The following is a 19,466-nucleotide window of genomic DNA, read 5'->3' on the forward strand; positions in this document are numbered from 1 at the left end:
AATCTTATTGTTTTTTATTATTTACGATGATTAAAAATATTATCATTTTCGTGTAAATAGTAATCCGTAACTTTGTATCTTAAATAATTTTTCAATTCATGAATAATAAATATTTTCAAAAAACCATTGTTCGATGGTCAGATTTGGATGCTAATCGCCATTTAGCGAACGCTTCGTATATGAATTTTACAAGTTTTGCACGTATTGCTTTTTTGAGAGATTATGGCATTTCGATGAAAAATTTAGCTGAATACGGAATTGGACCAGCTATTTTGCACGAACAATTTTCTTTTTTTAAGGAAGCAATGGAAGGTGAAGAAATTTATATTTCGGTAGAAATTGGTGGAATGTCGGAAGATGGAATGATTTATCAATTTATTCATAATCTATATAACCAAGATGGTGTACATCTTTGCCATTCTGAATTGACAGGTGTTTGGTTTTCGATGTCGAAAAGAAAAATGCAAGCTCCACCAACAGAAATGTTAGAAAATATTAAAAAATCATTTGAAGGACAAACCGTGAAAACAATGTCAAAACAAGACATTATCAATTTACCTTTTCGTTCAGAAAATATAGATCCTTCAATCTTTACTCAAAAATAAAATCATGTTAGAAGATAAAAACGTTTCAAAAACAAGTTTAGCCGAAATTGGAGAATTTGGTTTAATTAATCAAATCAAAGAAGGTTTTCCGATCAAATTAGAAAGCTCTATCAAAGGAATTGGTGATGACGCGGCTGTTCTTGATTATAAAAAAGATAAAATTGTCGTTTCTACTGATATGTTGGTAGAAGGTGTAAATTTTAGCTGGTCGTATATGCCTTTGCGCCATTTGGGTTATAAAGCAGTTGTGACAGCGATTAGTGATATTTTGGCGATGAATGCTATTCCAAAACAATTGTTGGTTTCGATGGCAATTTCGAATCGTTTTACGATAGAAGCTGTGGACGAAATTTACAACGGAATGAAATACGCTTGCGACAAATACAATATTGATATTGTGGGAGGCGATACAACTTCTTCTGTTAGCGGACTTGTTTTGAGTATGACTGCAATTGGCTCGGCTCCAGAAAAAGATTTGACTTATAGAAATGGTGCGAAGGAAAATGATTTGGTTGTTCTTTCTGGTGATTTAGGTGCTTCTTTTCTTGGTTTGCAAGTTTTGGAACGCGAAGCGCAAGTATCAAAAGTAAATCCTAATAATCAACCAGATTTCGAAAACTATTCATATTTAATTGAACGCCAATTAAAACCTGAGGCACGTTTGGATATTATCAATCTCTTGAAAGAATTGAAAGTTAAACCAACTTCTATGATTGATATTTCGGACGGATTATCTTCGGAAATTATTCATCTTTCGAAAGAAAGTGGTGTTGGAATTAATATTTACGAAGAAAAAATTCCATTAGATTCTATTGTGATTCGCACAGCCGAAGAATTCAAAATTAATCCAATCACATGTGCATTAAGCGGTGGAGAAGATTATGAATTGCTGTTTACAATTGATCAAAAAGATTTTGAAAAAATCAAAGGAAATCCGCATTTAACGGTGATTGGTCATGTAACTGGTAAAAACGAAGAAAACTATTTGATTACACGTGGAAGCGAACAAATGGTTCCATTAACAGCACAAGGTTGGGGAGTTGAAACGGAGGAAGAATAGGTTAATGAGATAATTCGCTAATTAAAAAATGTGATCCTTAAACGAGTTCAGATGACTTAACGAATTATCAAAACAAAACGTGTCAAGCTGATTTCATTTCAGCTTCTCTTCAAAATAATAAAATCAAAAAGCATTCAAGAAATTGGATGCTTTTTTAGTTGAAATAAGTTGTATTTTAGATTTTATAAAACTTCGATGAACACAGAAAAACTAACAGAGTTAATAGGCGATTTAACTATTTTTGATTTGAATATCGATTTCAAAAATAAATCAATTATAATGAATCTTGGTTATTTACCTTTTGAAAAAAATGCAATTAAGAAAATTACTTTTAATGATGTTTTTTGGCAAGATTTCTCTAGTTTTCATAAAGAAAATATTCAAGGTTCGATAGAATATACAAATGATTTCAATATTTTTCTTGAACATAAAAAAGATTATATTGAAAAGAATATAAAGTATTTACCAATTGATTTTTTAGAAACTCTAAAAAATAATCAACATCATTATTATTATTCTAAACCAACTCTCGGCTTTGAATTTTTAATTATTACTCAAACAGAAATTATTATTTCAGATTTATAATATCAAAAACATACAAGAAATTGAGTGCTTTTTTAGTTGAAATAAGTTGTATTTTAGTTTATTTTTTAAATTATGTCTAGAAAATTTTCAATAAAAAATACGTTATTCTCAACAGGAATTGTTTTGATATCATTATCATTCATAATGTTTATTTATGCGATTGCAATGTTTTCTTCAAGAGGAAATTACAACAAATTTGCTATAAAAATTTCTGAAATCTGTCTCGTATTTTGGTTTCCAATTTTAATTATTGGAATCATTATTTTTATAATTGCTTCAATATTAAAAAACAAAAAAAGCTCGAACCAATAAGTTCGAGCTTTTATATTGTTAGCATTTTCGCTGTCGAATTATCAATTAAGATAATGGTTCAACTGAAACGTAAGATCTATCGTTACGTTTTTTAGTGAAAACTACTTTTCCGTCAATTAAAGCGAATAATGTGTGATCTTTACCGATTCCTACATTATCACCAGGATGATGTTGAGTACCTCTTTGACGAACAATAATGTTACCAGCGATTGCTGCTTGTCCACCAAAAATTTTAACACCTAAACGTTTCGAATGTGATTCACGACCATTTTTCGAACTTCCGACCCCTTTCTTATGTGCCATTTCGTTTTGTTTTTAAGAGTTAATAATTAATCTCAGCTCAATCTTAACCGATTGAAGCTACTTCAATTTTAGTGAATTGTTGACGATGACCGTTAGACTTTTGGTAACCTTTTCTTCTTTTCTTTTTGAAAACGATTACTTTGTCTCCTTTCACGTGTTCAACGATTTTAGCTACTACGGTAACTCCTTCTATAACTGGGGCGCCGACAGTGATTGCTCCGTTATCTGTTAATAAAACACGGTCGAATTTTACTTCGTCACCTGCTTCACCAGCTAAACGGTTTACAAACAATTGTTGGTCTTTTTCAACTTTGTATTGAAGCCCTGCTATCTCTACAATTGCGTACATAAATTAATGTTTATAAATGAAAATTGAGTGCAAAGATAATCAAAATTTTGAATTTAGATACTTGAATTCATTGAAATTTAATTAGAAAGATAAAAAAACTATGACATATCTTCTATTTGGATTAATTAAAAATAAGTATCTTTGCCTTTGAGATAATTCATAGATAGATTGGTAGAAATGATTGAAAATTATTCTTTAAAAGATTTAAAAATTGGCGAACAAGCAGTTGTAACAGGGTTTAGTACCGAAGATATTCCTGCAAAGTTTTATGAAATGGGCTTTATTCCTGGAACAAGTTTATTGGTAAAAAATAAGGCTCCGTTTGGTGGTCCTATTTGCATCAGTATCATCTCTAACAAGTCTGTTTTAGCTTTAAGAAGAAACGAAGCCGATAAAATTTTGATAACAAAAAAATAATGAATCATTATAAAATTGCCTTAATTGGTAACCCAAATGTTGGTAAAACTTCGTTATTTAATAAATTAACAAATCTTCGTCAAAAAGTTGGGAATTATCCTGGTGTGACGGTAGAAAAGCGCGAAGGTAAAATAGAACGAAATGGAAATAAATTCCAAATTACAGATTTTCCCGGAACGTATACAATTTATCCAAGTTCTTTGGATGAAGAAATTGTATTCAAAACTTTAGGAGACAAAACCAATAGTCATTACCCAAATTTAGCAGTTGTTATTGGTGAGCCATCTAATCTAAAACGATCGATTTTGTTGTATCAACAAGTTCGAGATTTAGACGTTCCTGCAATTTTTGTCATCAATATGAAAGATGAAATCAAAAGCAAGGGACTTAATATTGATTTGAAAAAGTTAGAAGATTTTCTTCAAACAAAAATATACTTAACAAACGCGCGTACAAGCGAAGGAATTGATGAATTAGTAGAAGCTTTTACAAAAGAGGCAACTCCATATAATCGTCATTACGAAATTCCGAAAGAGTATCTTTCTATTGTAGAAAAAATCAAGAATGAATTTAATCTTAAATCTGATTATTTAGCTTGGCAATATCTTTCACAGAAAGAAGTTCCGTTCGAATCGAAAGAAAATCTAAGTAAATTAGATACAATTAAAAAAGAAAATTCTATTGTTTCGAAACGATTACAAGTCAAAGAAGCCTTAGATCGAAATAAAATTTTAGAGGAAAAATTAAACGATATTATTTCGTATAATTTTGACGGAAATGAAACCTTAACCGATAAAATTGATAAAACATTGATTCATCCAGTTTTTGGATACATCATCTTTTTAGGAATTTTATTATTAATCTTTCAAGCTGTTTATGCGTGGTCTGCACCATTAATGACAATGGTCGAAGATTTATTTGGTTGGATTGACGAAAAAGCAATTAGTTTAATACCTGAAGGTCCTATCAACGAAATCATTGGAGGTGCAATAATCCCAGGTATAGAAGGGATTGCCGTTTTCGTTCCGCAAATTGCCATTTTGTTTTTATTCATTTCAATAATGGAAGAAACGGGCTACATGAGCCGCGTGGTTTATTTAATGGACAGATGGTTAAAACCATTTGGATTAAGCGGAAAAAGTGTCGTTCCGTTAATTTCTGGAGTTGCCTGTGCCGTTCCTGCAATCATGTCTGCACGTAATATCGAAAATGACAAAGAGCGTCTATTAACGATACTTGTAACGCCTTTTATGACGTGTTCGGCTCGTTTACCAATTTACATCGTTTTAATTGCTTTAGTAATTCCCGACGAACATATTTTTGGATTAAGTTACCAAGCTTTGGCGTTATTTGTGATGTACATTTTAGGTGTTTTAGGCGCATTGGGAAGTGCTATTTTATTGAATTTAATCATTAAAGCAAAACATAAAAGTTACCTAATTTTAGAAATGCCAACATACAAACTTCCTGATTGGAAAAATGTTGGAATTAATGTTTGGGAAAAAACGTTAGGATTTTTAGTTGATGCGGGTAAAATCATATTTGCAATTTCGATTATTCTATGGGTTTTAGGAACTTTTGGACCTGGAGAACAATTCAGAAATGCAGAAGAAATTGTAACTGCTCATCACCCAAAAATGAATGAAGAAGATTTAGCAAATGAAATTGCTTCTTACAAATTAGAACATTCATATTTAGGGAGATTAGGTTCAGTTATAGAGCCAGTTGTAGAGCCATTAGGATATGATTGGAAGATGGGAATTGGTTTAATTTCATCATTCGCTGCGCGTGAAGTTTTTGTTGGAACAATGTCAACGGTTTACAGCTTAGGAGAAGTTGATGTTGAAGACAATGGTCAAAAAGATCGTTTACTTCATCGTATGAAAAATGAGATTAACCAAAACACAGGAGAACCAGCATATAACCTTGCTACAGGAGTTTCGTTATTGTTATTTTATGCATTCGCAATGCAATGTATGAGTACAATTGCGATCGTAAAACGCGAAACAAATTCTTGGAAATGGACATTGATTCAGACAGGGTTTATGACAGGTTTGGCATATGTAGTTGCATTTATTGCATATCATTTTTTAAAATAGTAGTATGGACAATATTTGGATACAATATATTTTTATCGCTTTCCTTTTCGGATTTGCAGTTTGGTATGTTGTAAAATTAATTAGAAACTCATTTAGCTCAAAAGGAGGCGGATGCTCAAAAGGCTGTGGTTGTTCTCCAAGCAAAGATGAATTTCAAAAAAAGGCTAACTCTTAAAAGTTAGCCTTTTTTATTTCAAAATTTCGGAGTATTTTTACAATAGTATAATCAGTAAAAATTAATTATTTTAATGATTATCAATTAGTTTTATTTTATTAATTCGGAATATAAATTTTACAAAAATGGAAACTTGGTTAATCATTTTATTAATAGTTTTAGCTATAATTATCTTAGGATTAATTATTTACTTTGTTTCCAAAAAAACTAAACAATCAACTGAGATTTCTACTGAAAAAATTAATTCTGTAAAAGAAATTAAAGAAATTCCTTCTGAACCAATCAAAGAAGAGGTTACAAATAAAATAATTCCTCCAACTCCATCAACAGAGGTCATCATTGAAGAAAAACCAATGAATAACCTTAGCATTTCATCTAAAACCGAAAATGATTTACTTCGAAAATTAGAATTGTTCGAGAAAAATAAAGGATTTATAAAGAAAGATGTTAACCTTGCTTTATTATCCAAACAATTTGAGACGAATACAAAATATCTTTCCGAAATCATTAAAACGCATCGCCAAAAACAATTTAATTCCTATTTAAATGAGTTGAGAGTAAATTACATTGTGAATCGCCTTCAAAATGAGCCAAAATACATTAATACGAAAGTAAGTTATTTAGCAAGCGATTGCGGATTTGCTTCTCATAGTACGTTTACCACAACTTTTACTCAAATCATGAACGAATCTCCTTCTGCTTTTGTAAAAAGAATTAAAGCGGAACAAAAAAATTCGTAATTACGAATTAATAAAATTTATATAACTGAATTTTAAATAGATAATCATTTATATTCATTTTATTTTTTACACCAATTAATACAAGAGCTATATAAAATAATTTCATAAATCTCGATTGTATTTTTTTATTCTTAATTAAGACTTTATCTTTAATGTAAGATTGTGTCTTATGCGAAAAATTGACCCCGAAATACTTGCTCAAAAAATAAAAGAAGGTGATCGTTTTGCCTTATCAAGAGCTATTACACTTGCCGAAAGCAATCGTTTAGACGATTTAAAATTAGCGCAACATATCATTAGTTTATTACCTGTTTCCAAAACTTCAAAAAGAATTGCCATTACTGGAATTCCTGGTGTTGGGAAAAGTACTTTTATCGAATCTCTGGGGAAATATATTCTGAGTAAAGATGAAAAAGTAGCAATTTTAGCAATTGACCCGAGTAGTTCACTTTCCAAAGGAAGTATTTTAGGTGACAAAACGCGCATGGAGGACTTATCGCGAGAAGAGAATGCTTATATACGTCCAAGCGCTTCTAATGGCTCTTTAGGCGGTGTTACATCGCGCACATATGAAGCAATTTTATTATGCGAAGCAGCAGGATTTGAAAATATTTTGATTGAAACTGTTGGTGTTGGACAATCTGAGACCTTAGTAAATGAAATTTCAGATCTCTTCCTATTTCTTCAACTTCCGGGTTCTGGAGATGATTTACAAGGAATAAAACGCGGAATTATGGAAATGGCTGATTTGATTTTCGTTAATAAATCAGATTCGTTTCAAGAAAAATTAGTGAAAGATGCAAAATTGGACATTGTTCATTCGTTGCAATTTTTACCAACCAAATCTTCTCAATGGAAAAGAAAATCAATTATCGGTTCTGGATTAATTGGAAAAGGAATTCCTGAACTTTGGGAATTGGTCAATGATTATTTCAATTTTATTAATGAAAATAATTATTACGCTTCAAATCGAGAAAAACAACAGCTAAATCAAGCGGAACGCTACACAATTGATTTGGTTAATCAACAATTTTTAAAATTACTTAAGGAGCAACCACTAGAATTGAGCAAAAATTTATCTGCATTCGAAATGGCAAAAGATTGGTTGAATAACCATACTGAAATTGATATAAAATAAAAAAAGACAATCAAATTGATTGTCTTTTTTGCTCCTCCTCTTGGGCTCGAACCAAGGACCCTCTGATTAACAGTCAGATGCTCTAACCAACTGAGCTAAGGAGGAAAATCCTATATTTTAAATTTATTTTTAAGTCTTTGTTTGACATTTCACTAAAAAGCTCCTCCTCTTGGGCTCGAACCAAGGACCCTCTGATTAACAGTCAGATGCTCTAACCAACTGAGCTAAGGAGGAATGTTGCTTAATTGTGGGTGCAAATATAGAAGTATTTTTTACACCCACAAAAAATATTTTAAAATTTATTTAAAAATCATATTCACAATATCATTCCCGAAGATGAATACCATTAATCCTAAGATAATTACAACTCCAACCATTTGTGCTTTTTCTAAAACTTTTTCACTTGGTTTTTTACCTGTCACCATTTCATAGATAGCAAAAACGGCATGTCCACCGTCCAAACCTGGGATTGGTAATAAGTTTATGAATGCTAACCAAGCAGAAATCATTGCCGTGAATGACCAGAAAAATAACCAGTTCCATTCTTTTGGCATTTGTTTTACCATTCCAATTGGTCCAGCAACTTGTTTACGACCGTCTTTTACTTGGAACAATGTTCCAATTCCACGAACTTGTGTTGCAATCGCTTCAAATGGCTCTACAATTCCTTTTGCGATTCCTTCACCAATTGTATAATCTTCCTTAGAAATTAATGAATCTAAATATGCTGTTGATCTTAGGAATCCAATGCTTCCATCTTTATCTACATTTACCATCAACTCTACAGGCTCGCCTTTTCTTTCAACACTTAAAGAAACTGTTTTTCCTTTGTATTCTTTTAATTTATTTGTTAAATCTGAAAATAGAGGTGTTGTGAAACCATCAATAGCAATTACTTTATCATCTTTTAATAAACCTGCTTTTTGTGCTGCACTATTCTCAACAACAGAATCCACAACGGTTGGCATTTGAGGAATAAAGAAAGCGCCTTTAGCGTTTAAAATTTCAGTTCTGAAATCTTCTGTAATTGGTAAAGAAACTTCTTTTCCTTGACGTTTTACATCTAAAGTTTCACCACCCAACAAGGCTTCTTTTCCTATTTCATTTAATGCTTGATATTTAACACCATTTACACCAACTGGAATATCACCTTTTTGCAAGCCGAATTTAGTTTGCGTTGCATTCGCTTCGATTCCATATTGCATTTTGTTTACATCAACAAAGCTTTTTCCTTGAGAAATGAATAAAATAGTATAAATAATCATCGCTAAAATGATATTTACAATAATACCTCCTAACATGATGATTAATCGTTGCCAAGCTGGTTTTACGCGGAATTCCCATGGTTTTGGTTCTTGTTTCATTTGTTCCAAATCCATACTTTCGTCAATCATTCCCGAAAGTTTTACGTATCCTCCAAGAGGCAACCAACCGATACCGTAAACAGTATCACCAATTTTCTTTTTCCAAATGGCAAATTTCACATCGAAAAAACAAAAGAAACGTTCGACACGAACGCCAAACCATCGCGCTGTTACATAATGTCCTAGTTCGTGCAACATTACTAAAAGCATCAAACTAAGCATTAAGGTAGCTATCTGTATTAACATATTGTTTTAAATTTATTTATGTTCTAATTTTATTAAACGATTACAAAATTAATCGAATTTATTTATCAAAGCGGTTTATTTTTTCCATTCTAAGGTTTCTAACAATTTTTTTACATCTTTTTTGATATAATCAACTGCTGGAGCTAAAGAATCGGGTTTTGGTTGAGTTTTGAAATAAACCGAACCTGCTAAAAAATTCTTTACACTATCCGTCGCATGAAACTGAATATTAATCGCTGATTCTCCTCCTAATTCATACATAGTACCAAAAACCTTTTTTTCTGGAAAAGAAAATTCTTGTGGCGAGATAAAACTGGCTTTAACCGTCTGTTCTTGCACAAAACTTTCACTTTCTTTTATTTGAACGATTAAATCTTGTGGAGACTGAACTGGAAAATATGTCAGGTAAATTGTCGCTTTCATTCTTGGATAAACAATATTGAAAGAGTTTGGTTTTTTACCCATAATGACCTTCCCAAAGTTTGAGTATTGAAAAGTATAGGGTACATTTTCTTTGAAAGACAGATAAGTTTGTTGCGGATATTCGAGGCGAACTTGTCCTAAAGGTTTGGCAACTTCCTCGCTTTTATTGCACGACACAAAAAAAATAGCACTACTACATAATGCTATTATAGTTTTAAAATTCATTGTATAACGTAAAACGTTAAGTTTTGTAAAATTCATTTAATTTTTTAATTTCTAAAAAGGCAAATCGTCTTCTCCTTCGTCTATAAAAGGAGGCTCGACAACTGTTGTGTTTTGTTGACTTTGCTGAACTTTGTTCTGATCATTTTGCATGGCTTGACGTTGTTCATTGTCAATTTTTGGTGTCAAAAACTCGATTGAATTTGCTACGATTTCCGTTGTATAACGAGTTTGTCCGTTATCGTCCCATTTGCGCGTTTTAATGCGTCCTCCGACAAAAACTTTATCTCCTTTTTTCAGATAACGATCACATAATTCTGCCAATTTATTGCGTGTCACAATATTGTGCCATTCTGTTTCTGTAATTCGCTCTCCCGTTCTCGATATATAAGATTCTGTCGTTGCAATAGGAAATCGTCCAATACAATTTTGTTCATCAAAATGATGCAATTTTACATCATCACCCAAATTTCCGATCAAAAGTACTTTATTCGTTGTTCCATTCATAGTTGTAATAGGTTTTTAGTGGCTTGTTATTTACAAAGTTAATCCAAATAATGTTTATTTATAAATTTTTCTATTGGTTTTGGAAGCGGATAATGTTCGAGATCGTTTAAAGCAATCATTTCAAAATCATTTTCGGCTTTCAAATTTGTTATATCTCTTAAAGATACATTTAATTTCCAATATTTTATAAATAAATTTTGATGCGACAAAATGTGTTTCTCTTCTTCGATAAAAGTTAGATTATTTTCAAGATTTTGATCTAAAATCCAACCTTTGTCTAATAAATCAGTTTCAGTTTCGATTTTTGGAAAAGTGAATAAATTTTTCCAAACATCATTTCCAATTCGTTTAGACAAGGCAATTTTATCTTCATTTTCGATGAGAATAAAATGTAAAAAACGATTCGAAATTTTTGTCTTTTTCAATTTTATTGGCAATTCGTTAACTTTATTTAATCGAAGCGCTTCACAAGATTCGTTAAGTGGACAAATTTCGCATTTTGGTTGTTTCGGTGTACAAATCGTTGCTCCCAAATCCATCACCGCCTGATTAAAATCACCCGGACGTTTTTTATCAATGATTTCTAAGCCCAAATCCCAGAAAACCTTCTTTGTTTTTGGCGAACTTATATCATCTGTAATATTAAAATATCGCGCAAAAACTCGAAACATATTTCCGTCTACAGCAGGCACAGATTCATCATATACAATAGATGCAATTGCAGCAGCAGTGTAATCTCCTACGCCTTTTAGCTTTTTTAAATCTTTGAAATTATTCGGAAATTGTCCAATTAATTCATCAGCAATCGTCTTTGCCGTGAAGTGCAAATTTCTGGCACGGGAATAATAACCCAGTCCTTGCCAGAGTTTTAGGACTTTTTGTTCGTCGGCATTTGCCAAATCGAAAATAGTCTCAAATTCTTGTATGAAATTATTGTAAAATTTCATACCTTGGTCAACCTTTGTTTGTTGGAGAATAATTTCCGACAACCAAATGTGAAATGGGTCTTTTGTATGACGCCAAGGTAAATCTCGTTTATTTTTGTCAAAATATGACAAAATCAGATAGTTGAAGTTCATAAAAACTGAAAAAATCTTTTTTTGTTGGGATACTATCGTTATATTTGCACCCGCTTTCAAATTTAAGAATAATAAGAGGAATTATGACAAAGGCAGAAATAGTAAATAACATTTCAGGTAAATTAGGACTTGAAAAGAGCGATACTCAAAGAGTGGTAGAATCGTTTATGGAGGAGGTGATTAAATCATTAGTAGAAGGAGAAAATGTATACTTAAGAGGATTTGGTTCTTTTACTATTAAAACTAGAGCTGAAAAAACAGGTAGAAACATTACGAAAGGTACTTCTATCATTATCCCAGCACACAACGTTCCTACATTTAAACCAGCTAAGACTTTCATCGAAGATGTAAAGACTAGCGAAGCAAACATAATCAAATAACAATAAAATAATTGTATCATGCCAAGCGGAAAAAAACGTAAAAGACATAAGGTAGCGACGCACAAACGCAAAAAACGTCGTCGTCTTAACAGACACAAAAAGAAAAAATAATTAGTAGCTAAGCTATTAATAATTTAGTCTTTTTACAAGATAGCACTTTTCAATGGAAATTTTGGAAAGTGCTTTTATCATTTTTAAAAACATAATTTTTTGATGAGTAAAGAATTAGTGATTTCAGCCTTAGCTGATCAAGTACGCATCGCAGTTTTAGATGAAGGTCGCTTGATGGAATTTCATCAAGATACTGCAAATGATGGCTTTGCAGTTGGCGACATTTACTTGGGTAAAATCAAAAAATTAGCTCCTAGTTTAAATGCAACCTTTGTTGACATTGGTTATTCGAAAGATGCATTTTTACATTATCATGACTTAGGTCCACAAATACGTTCGTCAAATGCATACAACAAAATTGTAGCAAATGGCACGTACAAAACCGAAAAATTGAAGAACTTCCGTATGGAAGAGCCGATTGACAAAGATGGACAAATTACAGAAATCTTTGCTCCAGGTGATTCCGTTTTGGTTCAAATTACAAAAGAACCAATCCATACGAAAGGACCAAGAATTACTTCTGAAATTTCAATTGCTGGTCGCTATTTAGTTTTAGTTCCATTTTCGGAACGTGTTTCGATTTCGCAAAAAATCAAACAAAAACCAGAACGCGATCGTTTAATCAAAATTTTAGAAGGTTTAACACCAGAAGGCTTCGGAGTTATTATCAGAACAGTTGCCGAAGAGAAGAACGCAGAAGAGTTGCAAGCAGATTTGGCTTATTTGTTAAACAAATGGACTCAAATCTTCAAAAATCTTCAGAAAAAGAAAGCCCCAGCTAAAATTCTTAGCGAAATGGACAGAGCTTCTTCTATTTTAAGAGATAATTTTAATGATGATTTTATTAAAATTTCTGTTGATGATGACGAATTAGCTGACGAAATGCGCGAATATTTGGAAGTTATTGCACCAGATAAAATTAATTTGGTAAAAGAATACGACGATCCATTTGTTCCAATTTTTGAGAAGTTTAATGTCGAAAGACAAATTAAACAAGCTTTTGGTAAAACGGTAACTATTCCACAATCTAAAGGTGCATATCTTGTGATTGAACATACAGAAGCGTTACACGTAATTGATGTGAATTCGGGAAATATTTCTCGTAATTCTAAAAATCAGGAAGATTCAGCTTTTGCCGTAAACAAAATTGCTGCTTCTGAAATTGCACGTCAATTGCGATTACGTGATATGGGAGGAATTGTTGTGGTCGATTTTATTGACATGACGGATGTAGAACATAAAAAAGAATTGTTCGAGCATCTGAGAGCTGAAATGGCGAAAGATAAAGCAAAACATAAGATTTTGCCACCAAGTAAATTTGGATTGATTCAGATTACAAGACAACGTGTTCGCCCAGAAGTGAATTTCGTTACAACTGAAGAAAATCCTAACCAAGAATCGAATGAAGTTGAAGCACCTATCGTTACAATTGATAAAATTGAACAAGTGCTCTTGAATATCCTTGATAGAAAAGATAAGGATTTACGAAAAATGTCGTTGCACGTGCATCCTTTCGTAGCTGCTTATTTACAACATGGATTGCCAAGCATTCAGATGAAATGGTTTTTTAAGCATAAAAAGTGGATTAAGATTGTACCAAGAGATGCGTACAAATACTTACAATTTAATTTCTTGGACAAAGATCATAATACACTTTACAACGAATCAAATTAAGAAGAACCTCGCAATTGCGAGGTTTTTTGTTTTATTTATCAATACCTTGTTTTTGTGATTCTTTAAATTTTTCATCAATCTTTCGATAATATTCGGAGATAAAATCATTAAATTCAACATCATTCATTTGTTGCCCTTTATTAGGTTTTTGAATAGATATTTTATTATCAAGCTTAATAGATTCTAATTTCATGGATGTATAAGTTGTTGGTTTTTCAATAACTGTAGATTTTACCTCTAAAATTAATCCTGGTAAATTATTGTACTTATTAGGTCCACATTTACTTTTAATATCTTTTGCAAACCAAGCTTCTATTAAGTGAGTATCATTGTTTAAAGTAGCTTTTCTAACATTATAACCATTTATGGTTTTAGTTTCTTTTGTAAGTTTCCAATCATTACTTTCGATTATATCATTCACCAAATACGCTTTTCCATCAACACTTTTTTCAATGATTTTTTCATTAGAATCAAAATCCAAATATGTTTGTTTGTCTACCACATCGCCTTCTACAACTAATATAGCCATTCTGCTTCCTTGAGAATTATCAATTCGTTGAACTTCTTTGGATAAACATTTATTCTTATCAACAAATAATTCGTAATATTTAGGTTTTGAATATGCTTCTTCTAATTGTTTTGCCTTTTCGGGTGATGTATTAGAAACGGTTACAAAATTTCGAATTTCATATTCGACCTTAAATTTTTCTTGAGCGAAATTGAAAATAGGAAGTACAATTAGCAATAAGTATCTCATTCGTATTTAATTAAAAGTAAATTTTAAAGATAAATAAAACTAGTTTTAATTATCATTTATTTTTCTATAAATTAGCTTTTCAACCTTTTACAATGAAAAAAATCTTCAGAATCCTACTCAAAACGTTAGGCGTTTTAGTTTTATTAATTGTGGTGTATCTACTTGCGGTAGTTTTATTGCCAATGATACCTGTTAACAAAGAAAAACAGAAGCCTAACGACAAAATCACTGCGTATATTTTGACAAATGGTGTACATACAGACATTGTAGTTCCTGTAAAATCTGAAGCGATAGATTGGTCGACTTTTGTACCTTTCTTGGATACAAAATCGAAAAAAGAATACAAATATATTGCCTTTGGTTGGGGTGATAAAGGTTTCTATTTGGATACACCGGAATGGAAAGATCTTAAATTCTCTACAGCTTTCAACGCTGCGTTTTGGTTAGGAGATTCGGCGATTCATACTACTTTTTATGATAATATGACGATAGATGACAATTGTAAAAAAGTTGATTTGAGTGTAGAAGAGTATCAAAAATTAATTGTTTACATCAAGCAATCATTTGATTTGGATCTAAATAACAAAGTCGAATTAATAAAAACAGATGCTGTTTATGGAGATAGTGATTCGTTTTACGAAGCAAAAGGAAGTTATAGTTTATTTTTTACGTGTAATACGTGGGCTGCAAGCGCGTTAAAAGCAGCAAATAAAGAAGCCCCCTTGTGGACGGCAACACAACAAGGAATTTTTCGTCATTATGAATAATTTTTTTAAATTATTTCTGATTCATTTTCAAAGAGTTGTCTATTAATGCGACTTGTAGAACGAAAAAAAATACTTTTAAGATTTGGAAGTAATAAAATTTGCTCTATATTTGCAACACAATATCGATAACGATACTCCTCCTTAGCTCAGTTGGTTAGAGCATCTGACTGTTAATCAGAGGGTCCTTGGTTCGAGCCCAAGAGGAGGAGCAAAAAAGACAATCAATTGATTGTCTTTTTTTTATTTCACAAATATTTAACATTCCCTCACACAACCATTCACCCAACTTTCGCATCTTACTAATAGAAAAACAAATAAAATCAAATTAGTATGAAACTTAGAAAAGTATTTAGCATTTTAGCATTATTAATGGTTATGGTAACATTCGCACAAAAAAATATGAAAATAGATTATTCAATGTATCCAAAAGCAAAAGATGGATATGAACAGAAAATTATCACTTTAAAACCACAAGCCAATGAAGAAAACTATTTAGTTGAAATATTTGCTGGGAAAAAAACAAAGGTTGATTCTTGTAATCAATTTTTCTTAAGTGGAAGTTTTGATCAAAAAACTGTTGATAGTTGGGGTTATGATTATTTTAATTTCGAAACTGCTGGAAATATAGCAGGAACTTTAATGGGATGTTTTGACAATAAATCTGTCGAAAAAATTGTACACGCTCAATCTTTGCAGACGCGTTACAATAGCAAATCACCAATCGTAGTTTACGTACCAAAAGGCTATACATTAGAATATAGAATTTGGAAAGCAGATGAAAAACTTAACATAGTTAAGTAATATTTATAGTTGTTAATTGAAAAAGCTCGAGAAATTCTCGAGCTTTTATATTTTAATGAAATACCAATTGCGTAATCATGTAAATAACTAAACCAACAAGTCCTCCAACTAACGTTCCGTTAATCCGAATAAATTGCAGGTCTTTCCCAACTTCCAACTCTAGCTTTTCGCTCAATTCTTTTCCTTCCCATTTATCAACTGTATTACTAATCAAACTTTCAACCTCTTTGACATTTCGTAAAATCATACGGTAAATAAAATGACGCACCCAACCATTAATCTTATCAATCATTTCTTGATTATCGTTCAAATTTTCGGTCAATTTTTTTATATTTTTCTTAATGTAAACTTGCATTGCAGAGTTTTCATCATCAAAACTTTCGGTCAAATTTTGTTTAATCGCCAACCACAAATCCAAAGCATAATCATTCAATCGTTCTTTTGTGATAAAATCATCTCGAAGCGATTCTAACCTAAATTTCCAATCGGGAGATTCTTTTATATTCTGAATATTTTCTCGGATAATTCGTTCGATATTATGACGAATTGGATGCTCTTTGTCCGCTTCAACCTCATCCAAAAAACTAACCACGCCTTCCACTACTCCTTTCGATATTTTTTTACCAGCAAAAAATGAAATGAAAGGATGTTTTTCATTTAATTTATCTTTAATAATCAAATCACTTTCTAAGATATACTCTTTCGCTTTTGGAATGATTGCTTCTAAAATTTCGTCGTGTTTTTCCTTTTCTAAAATATACTCTAAACTTGATGATACTAATTCAGGTAAATCAAATTGTTTTAAAATTTCATCACCTTTCAAGGTTATAAAATCAACGACATCTTTATCATCTAAGTCTTTGACAATTTTCTTGGAGAAATTAATCAACTCTTCTTGCAACATTTCTTGATTCGTAGGTTTATTCAACCAATCTGCTGCGTATTTTACAACTTCTAATTTCTCGATATATGGACGAATTGTAGATGGCGTCAAAAAATTCTCAGTTACAAACTGTCCCAAATTATCTCCGATTGCATTTTTACTATTTTCAATCAGATTTGTATGCGGAATTTTAAGTCCAAGCGGATATTTGAACAAAGCTGTAACCGCAAACCAATCGGCAAGCGCACCAACCATCGCTGCTTCGGTAAATGCCTCTACATATCCGATCCATTTCGCTGGCGAATGTTGACTTAGATACACCATCAAAAAGTAAATAAAAGCCATCAGAATAAATAATCCTGTCGCAATAGCTTTATGTTTTTTGAGGTTTTGTATTTTCTGAAGTTCCGTCATAAAAGTGTTTTGAAAATTTGTTGCAAAAATTTAGCCAATCAAAAAAGCGGAGAATTCTCCGCTCTAAGTTTTATGTTTTTGATTTATTTACTTTCCTGAAAAACCAATAATGCAACATTTGCACTCGACAATAATCGTTGGCTATGATTGATTGTAAATAATCTTTCGAAAGATGATAATTCACGGTGAACAACACCTAAAACATCGATGTTGTTTTTTGTACAATAAGTGATTAAACCATCTTCTACATCTTTATTCGGTTCAATTGTAATCATCGCTTCAGGATATTCTTCTTCCCATTCTTTTTTCACGCTTAACATTTGTGGAGTAATCGATTTATCATCAACATGTACAATGTTCAACAATTTATCGTAACGTTTTGTCACTTCTTCCATTTGCGCCAAAGCTTTTGCTTCTTTTTGATTGAACAATGTAGCGTAAGCAAAATTTCTTTCTTCTTTAAATTTTACATTATTTGGAACAACCAACACAGGTGCAGGCGAATTGTTAATGACATTTACCGTGTTAGAACCAAAAAACTTTTTGCCTAAACTATTTTGTCCATTCGTTCCCATCACCACGTATTGTATATCTTCTTTGTTGATAATATCCAAAATCATCAACAACAAATCGCCAACAACCAAAGAACTCTCTATTTTAACGTGTTCAAGGTTATTTTCTTTTGCAATATTTTTAAGTTTATTGATATAATTTTCGAAGTTTTCTTCTGTAACTTCAAGATAATTTTTAAGATTTGATTGTACCGAGACTAACTTAATATTAGTTTTGAGAACTTTTGCAAGGTTTAACGCATACAAAAAAGCATTGTTCGCTGTTTCCGAAAAATCGGTTGGAAATAATATTTTAGCCATAATAATTAAATTCTAGAATAGATTGTTCTATAAATTTACAACTAAAATTTAGGTAAAGCCACAAAAAAAGTCTTGATTTCTCAAGACTTATCTATTTTTTAACCGTTTTTAATAACCAAAACGACGCAAATCATTCTCTTTGCTTCTCCAGTCTTTTCGCACTTTCACGAAAAGTTTCAAGAATACTTTTTTATCAAAGAATTTCTCTAACTCTTCTCTTGCTTCTTTTCCTACTTTCGATAAAGACTCTCCTTTATGTCCAATAATAATTCCTTTCTGAGAGTCACGCTCAACAAAAATTTCAGCTTCGATAGAAATTAAATTCAAATCTTCTTTGAAACGTTCTGTTACTACCTCAACAGAATATGGAATCTCTTTTTGATAGTTTAATAAAATCTTTTCGCGAATAACTTCATTTACAATAAAACGCTCCGAACGGTCTGTTAATTGATCTTCTGGATAATATTGCGGACCTTCTGGAATAATTGCTTTGATCTTATTAATCAACAAATCTACATTCACGTTTTCTTTTGCCGAAATAGGTAAAATCTCTGCTTTTGGTAATAATTCGTGCCAATATTCTACTGCTTCATTTAATCGATCTGGCGTAGCTGTATCAATTTTATTCAATAATAAAATAATTGGTGTAGATGTTTTTTGCAGACGTTCGAAAACTTGTTCATTTTTCAATCGTTTTTCTCCAATTTCTACAACATAAAGAATCACATCAGCATCCACCAACGATTCATTTACTGCATCCATCATTTTTGTTTGCAGTTCATAAGCAGGATCCAAAACACCAGGCGTATCCGAAAATACAATCTGATAATCTTCTCCTGTCAAAATACCTTTGATACGATGACGCGTCGTTTGCGCTTTATGTGTTGCGATAACCAAACGCTCTTTCATCAACATATTCATCAAAGTAGATTTCCCAACATTTGGATTTCCTATGATGTTTACAAAACCGGATTTAAATTTATTTTCGTCTGACATTCTGCAAATTTAGTGATTTCTTTAATATTATTTCAGATTAATATGTTGAAGAAAAGATTAATATTCTAATGAAATTTTAATTTCATAAAATTGATTTTGGTCTGTATTTTGAATAATTCTAATTAAGTTCAAAAAAATATGACGAAAGTTATGGTTTATTGAAAAATATGATTAATTTCATATATGT

21 protein-coding genes and 3 tRNA genes are annotated in these 19,466 nt (G+C 31.5%); 12 read left to right on the forward strand and 12 right to left on the reverse strand.

Annotation, left to right across the window (positions count from 1 at the left end; translation table 11 throughout):
- Nucleotides 1-98: 98 nt before the first annotated feature.
- From B3R94_RS05360 to B3R94_RS05370, 3 genes are all read left to right on the forward strand, one after another.
- Nucleotides 99-605, forward strand: a complete 507-nt coding sequence (locus B3R94_RS05360; protein WP_038334897.1) for an acyl-CoA thioesterase — start codon at nucleotides 99-101, stop codon at nucleotides 603-605.
- A gap of 4 nt (nucleotides 606-609) precedes the next feature.
- Nucleotides 610-1,665, forward strand: a complete 1,056-nt coding sequence (thiL, locus tag B3R94_RS05365; protein ID WP_291099162.1) for a thiamine-phosphate kinase — start codon at nucleotides 610-612, stop codon at nucleotides 1,663-1,665.
- Between the two features lie 195 nt (nucleotides 1,666-1,860).
- Entirely contained in the window at nucleotides 1,861-2,250 is a 390-nt protein-coding gene (locus B3R94_RS05370; RefSeq protein ID WP_114998319.1) for a hypothetical protein, read from the forward strand.
- A 357-nt stretch (nucleotides 2,251-2,607) separates the two neighbouring features.
- Here B3R94_RS05370 and rpmA read toward each other — a convergent pair whose 3' ends face one another.
- Together rpmA and rplU are read right to left on the reverse strand one after the other, a co-directional pair.
- Nucleotides 2,608-2,865 (reverse strand): 50S ribosomal protein L27, encoded by a 258-nt coding sequence (rpmA, locus tag B3R94_RS05375; protein ID WP_038334883.1) that lies wholly within the window; start codon nucleotides 2,863-2,865, stop codon nucleotides 2,608-2,610.
- A 43-nt stretch (nucleotides 2,866-2,908) separates the two neighbouring features.
- Nucleotides 2,909-3,214 (reverse strand): 50S ribosomal protein L21, encoded by a 306-nt coding sequence (gene rplU, locus B3R94_RS05380; protein WP_125349931.1) that lies wholly within the window; start codon nucleotides 3,212-3,214, stop codon nucleotides 2,909-2,911.
- A gap of 177 nt (nucleotides 3,215-3,391) precedes the next feature.
- On the opposite strand from rplU, the gene B3R94_RS05385 reads away from it, so the two are divergent.
- The 4 genes from B3R94_RS05385 (at nucleotide 3,392) to meaB (ending at nucleotide 7,783) form a co-directional block, all read left to right on the forward strand.
- Entirely contained in the window at nucleotides 3,392-3,631 is a 240-nt protein-coding gene (locus B3R94_RS05385) for a FeoA family protein (protein WP_114998322.1), read from the forward strand.
- On the forward strand, nucleotides 3,631-5,730 hold the full coding sequence (feoB, locus tag B3R94_RS05390; RefSeq protein ID WP_291099167.1) for a ferrous iron transport protein B: 2,100 nt from the start codon (nucleotides 3,631-3,633) through the stop codon (nucleotides 5,728-5,730). The genes B3R94_RS05385 and feoB overlap by 1 nt, the downstream gene beginning before the upstream one ends.
- A 300-nt stretch (nucleotides 5,731-6,030) precedes the next feature.
- Entirely contained in the window at nucleotides 6,031-6,645 is a 615-nt protein-coding gene (locus B3R94_RS05395; protein WP_280037686.1) for a helix-turn-helix domain-containing protein, read from the forward strand.
- Nucleotides 6,646-6,814: 169 nt separating this feature from the next.
- Complete coding sequence (gene meaB / locus B3R94_RS05400) at nucleotides 6,815-7,783, forward strand: methylmalonyl Co-A mutase-associated GTPase MeaB (RefSeq protein WP_291099169.1); 969 nt, start codon at nucleotides 6,815-6,817, stop codon at nucleotides 7,781-7,783.
- 31 nt (nucleotides 7,784-7,814) lie between these two features.
- Here meaB and B3R94_RS05405 read toward each other — a convergent pair.
- The 6 genes from B3R94_RS05405 to mutY form a co-directional block, all read right to left on the reverse strand.
- A tRNA-Asn gene (locus B3R94_RS05405) sits at nucleotides 7,815-7,888 on the reverse strand.
- A 55-nt stretch (nucleotides 7,889-7,943) separates the two neighbouring features.
- A tRNA-Asn gene (locus B3R94_RS05410) sits at nucleotides 7,944-8,017 on the reverse strand.
- Nucleotides 8,018-8,082: 65 nt separating this feature from the next.
- On the reverse strand, nucleotides 8,083-9,393 hold the full coding sequence (rseP, locus tag B3R94_RS05415) for an RIP metalloprotease RseP (RefSeq protein ID WP_038334862.1): 1,311 nt from the start codon (nucleotides 9,391-9,393) through the stop codon (nucleotides 8,083-8,085).
- Nucleotides 9,394-9,468: 75 nt separating this feature from the next.
- Nucleotides 9,469-10,077: a gliding motility lipoprotein GldD gene (locus B3R94_RS05420; protein WP_257468083.1), complete on the reverse strand. Its 609-nt coding sequence runs from the start codon at nucleotides 10,075-10,077 to the stop codon at nucleotides 9,469-9,471.
- A gap of 15 nt (nucleotides 10,078-10,092) precedes the next feature.
- Nucleotides 10,093-10,545: a single-stranded DNA-binding protein gene (locus B3R94_RS05425; RefSeq protein WP_291099175.1), complete on the reverse strand. Its 453-nt coding sequence runs from the start codon at nucleotides 10,543-10,545 to the stop codon at nucleotides 10,093-10,095.
- A 38-nt stretch (nucleotides 10,546-10,583) separates the two neighbouring features.
- Nucleotides 10,584-11,603, reverse strand: a complete 1,020-nt coding sequence (mutY, locus tag B3R94_RS05430; RefSeq protein ID WP_291066358.1) for an A/G-specific adenine glycosylase — start codon at nucleotides 11,601-11,603, stop codon at nucleotides 10,584-10,586.
- A gap of 104 nt (nucleotides 11,604-11,707) precedes the next feature.
- On the opposite strand from mutY, the gene B3R94_RS05435 reads away from it, so the two are divergent.
- Nucleotides 11,708-12,004 (forward strand): HU family DNA-binding protein, encoded by a 297-nt coding sequence (locus B3R94_RS05435; protein ID WP_291066360.1) that lies wholly within the window; start codon nucleotides 11,708-11,710, stop codon nucleotides 12,002-12,004.
- Between the two features lie 213 nt (nucleotides 12,005-12,217).
- Nucleotides 12,218-13,789 (forward strand): Rne/Rng family ribonuclease, encoded by a 1,572-nt coding sequence (locus B3R94_RS05440; RefSeq protein WP_038334846.1) that lies wholly within the window; start codon nucleotides 12,218-12,220, stop codon nucleotides 13,787-13,789.
- 31 nt (nucleotides 13,790-13,820) lie between these two features.
- Here B3R94_RS05440 and B3R94_RS05445 read toward each other — a convergent pair whose 3' ends face one another.
- A complete protein-coding gene (locus B3R94_RS05445; protein ID WP_291090736.1) occupies nucleotides 13,821-14,546 on the reverse strand; it encodes a GLPGLI family protein in 726 nt (241 codons plus the stop codon).
- Between the two features lie 92 nt (nucleotides 14,547-14,638).
- Here B3R94_RS05445 and B3R94_RS05450 point away from each other — a divergent pair, with 92 nt between their 5' ends.
- From B3R94_RS05450 to B3R94_RS05460, 3 genes are all read left to right on the forward strand, one after another.
- Nucleotides 14,639-15,313 (forward strand): TIGR02117 family protein, encoded by a 675-nt coding sequence (locus tag B3R94_RS05450; RefSeq protein ID WP_291099178.1) that lies wholly within the window; start codon nucleotides 14,639-14,641, stop codon nucleotides 15,311-15,313.
- Between the two features lie 135 nt (nucleotides 15,314-15,448).
- A tRNA-Asn gene (locus B3R94_RS05455) sits at nucleotides 15,449-15,522 on the forward strand.
- 121 nt (nucleotides 15,523-15,643) lie between these two features.
- Nucleotides 15,644-16,114: an ecotin family protein gene (locus B3R94_RS05460; RefSeq protein WP_291099181.1), complete on the forward strand. Its 471-nt coding sequence runs from the start codon at nucleotides 15,644-15,646 to the stop codon at nucleotides 16,112-16,114.
- 52 nt (nucleotides 16,115-16,166) lie between these two features.
- On the opposite strand, the gene B3R94_RS05465 is transcribed toward B3R94_RS05460, so the two are convergent.
- The 3 genes from B3R94_RS05465 to era form a co-directional block, all read right to left on the reverse strand.
- The gene (locus tag B3R94_RS05465; RefSeq protein WP_291099183.1) at nucleotides 16,167-17,411 is read right to left on the reverse strand and encodes a DUF445 domain-containing protein; all 1,245 of its coding nucleotides are present in this window, start codon (nucleotides 17,409-17,411) and stop codon (nucleotides 16,167-16,169) included.
- An 83-nt stretch (nucleotides 17,412-17,494) separates the two neighbouring features.
- Nucleotides 17,495-18,283, reverse strand: coding sequence for a universal stress protein (locus B3R94_RS05470; protein WP_221854431.1), 789 nt, complete (start codon nucleotides 18,281-18,283; stop codon nucleotides 17,495-17,497).
- A 108-nt stretch (nucleotides 18,284-18,391) separates the two neighbouring features.
- Nucleotides 18,392-19,279, reverse strand: a complete 888-nt coding sequence (gene era / locus B3R94_RS05475) for a GTPase Era (RefSeq protein ID WP_291099186.1) — start codon at nucleotides 19,277-19,279, stop codon at nucleotides 18,392-18,394.
- Nucleotides 19,280-19,466: the final 187 nt, after the last annotated feature.

It is taken from the genome of Empedobacter sp. UBA7611, from assembly GCF_002484365.1.
GTDB classification, from domain to species: Bacteria; Bacteroidota; Bacteroidia; order Flavobacteriales; family Weeksellaceae; genus Empedobacter; species Empedobacter falsenii_B.

Bases quoted from the DNA above. Each gene is read 5' to 3' on its own strand.
- B3R94_RS05435 (WP_291066360.1), top strand. From the start codon at position 11,708: ATGACAAAGGCAGAAATAGTAAATAACATTTCAGGTAAATTAGGACTT.
- thiL (WP_291099162.1), top strand. From the start codon at position 610: ATGTTAGAAGATAAAAACGTTTCAAAAACAAGTTTAGCCGAAATTGGA.
- B3R94_RS05440 (WP_038334846.1), top strand. From the start codon at position 12,218: ATGAGTAAAGAATTAGTGATTTCAGCCTTAGCTGATCAAGTACGCATC.
- B3R94_RS05395 (WP_280037686.1), top strand. From the start codon at position 6,031: ATGGAAACTTGGTTAATCATTTTATTAATAGTTTTAGCTATAATTATC.
- B3R94_RS05465 (WP_291099183.1), bottom strand. From the start codon at position 17,411: ATGACGGAACTTCAGAAAATACAAAACCTCAAAAAACATAAAGCTATT.
- B3R94_RS05370 (WP_114998319.1), top strand. From the start codon at position 1,861: ATGAACACAGAAAAACTAACAGAGTTAATAGGCGATTTAACTATTTTT.
- B3R94_RS05460 (WP_291099181.1), top strand. From the start codon at position 15,644: ATGAAACTTAGAAAAGTATTTAGCATTTTAGCATTATTAATGGTTATG.
- rplU (WP_125349931.1), bottom strand. From the start codon at position 3,214: ATGTACGCAATTGTAGAGATAGCAGGGCTTCAATACAAAGTTGAAAAA.
- rpmA (WP_038334883.1), bottom strand. From the start codon at position 2,865: ATGGCACATAAGAAAGGGGTCGGAAGTTCGAAAAATGGTCGTGAATCA.
- B3R94_RS05450 (WP_291099178.1), top strand. From the start codon at position 14,639: ATGAAAAAAATCTTCAGAATCCTACTCAAAACGTTAGGCGTTTTAGTT.
- feoB (WP_291099167.1), top strand. From the start codon at position 3,631: ATGAATCATTATAAAATTGCCTTAATTGGTAACCCAAATGTTGGTAAA.
- era (WP_291099186.1), bottom strand. From the start codon at position 19,279: ATGTCAGACGAAAATAAATTTAAATCCGGTTTTGTAAACATCATAGGA.
- B3R94_RS05425 (WP_291099175.1), bottom strand. From the start codon at position 10,545: ATGAATGGAACAACGAATAAAGTACTTTTGATCGGAAATTTGGGTGAT.
- meaB (WP_291099169.1), top strand. From the start codon at position 6,815: ATGCGAAAAATTGACCCCGAAATACTTGCTCAAAAAATAAAAGAAGGT.
- B3R94_RS05360 (WP_038334897.1), top strand. From the start codon at position 99: ATGAATAATAAATATTTTCAAAAAACCATTGTTCGATGGTCAGATTTG.
- rseP (WP_038334862.1), bottom strand. From the start codon at position 9,393: ATGTTAATACAGATAGCTACCTTAATGCTTAGTTTGATGCTTTTAGTA.
- B3R94_RS05420 (WP_257468083.1), bottom strand. From the start codon at position 10,077: ATGAATTTTACAAAACTTAACGTTTTACGTTATACAATGAATTTTAAA.
- B3R94_RS05445 (WP_291090736.1), bottom strand. From the start codon at position 14,546: ATGAGATACTTATTGCTAATTGTACTTCCTATTTTCAATTTCGCTCAA.
- B3R94_RS05385 (WP_114998322.1), top strand. From the start codon at position 3,392: ATGATTGAAAATTATTCTTTAAAAGATTTAAAAATTGGCGAACAAGCA.
- B3R94_RS05470 (WP_221854431.1), bottom strand. From the start codon at position 18,283: ATGGCTAAAATATTATTTCCAACCGATTTTTCGGAAACAGCGAACAAT.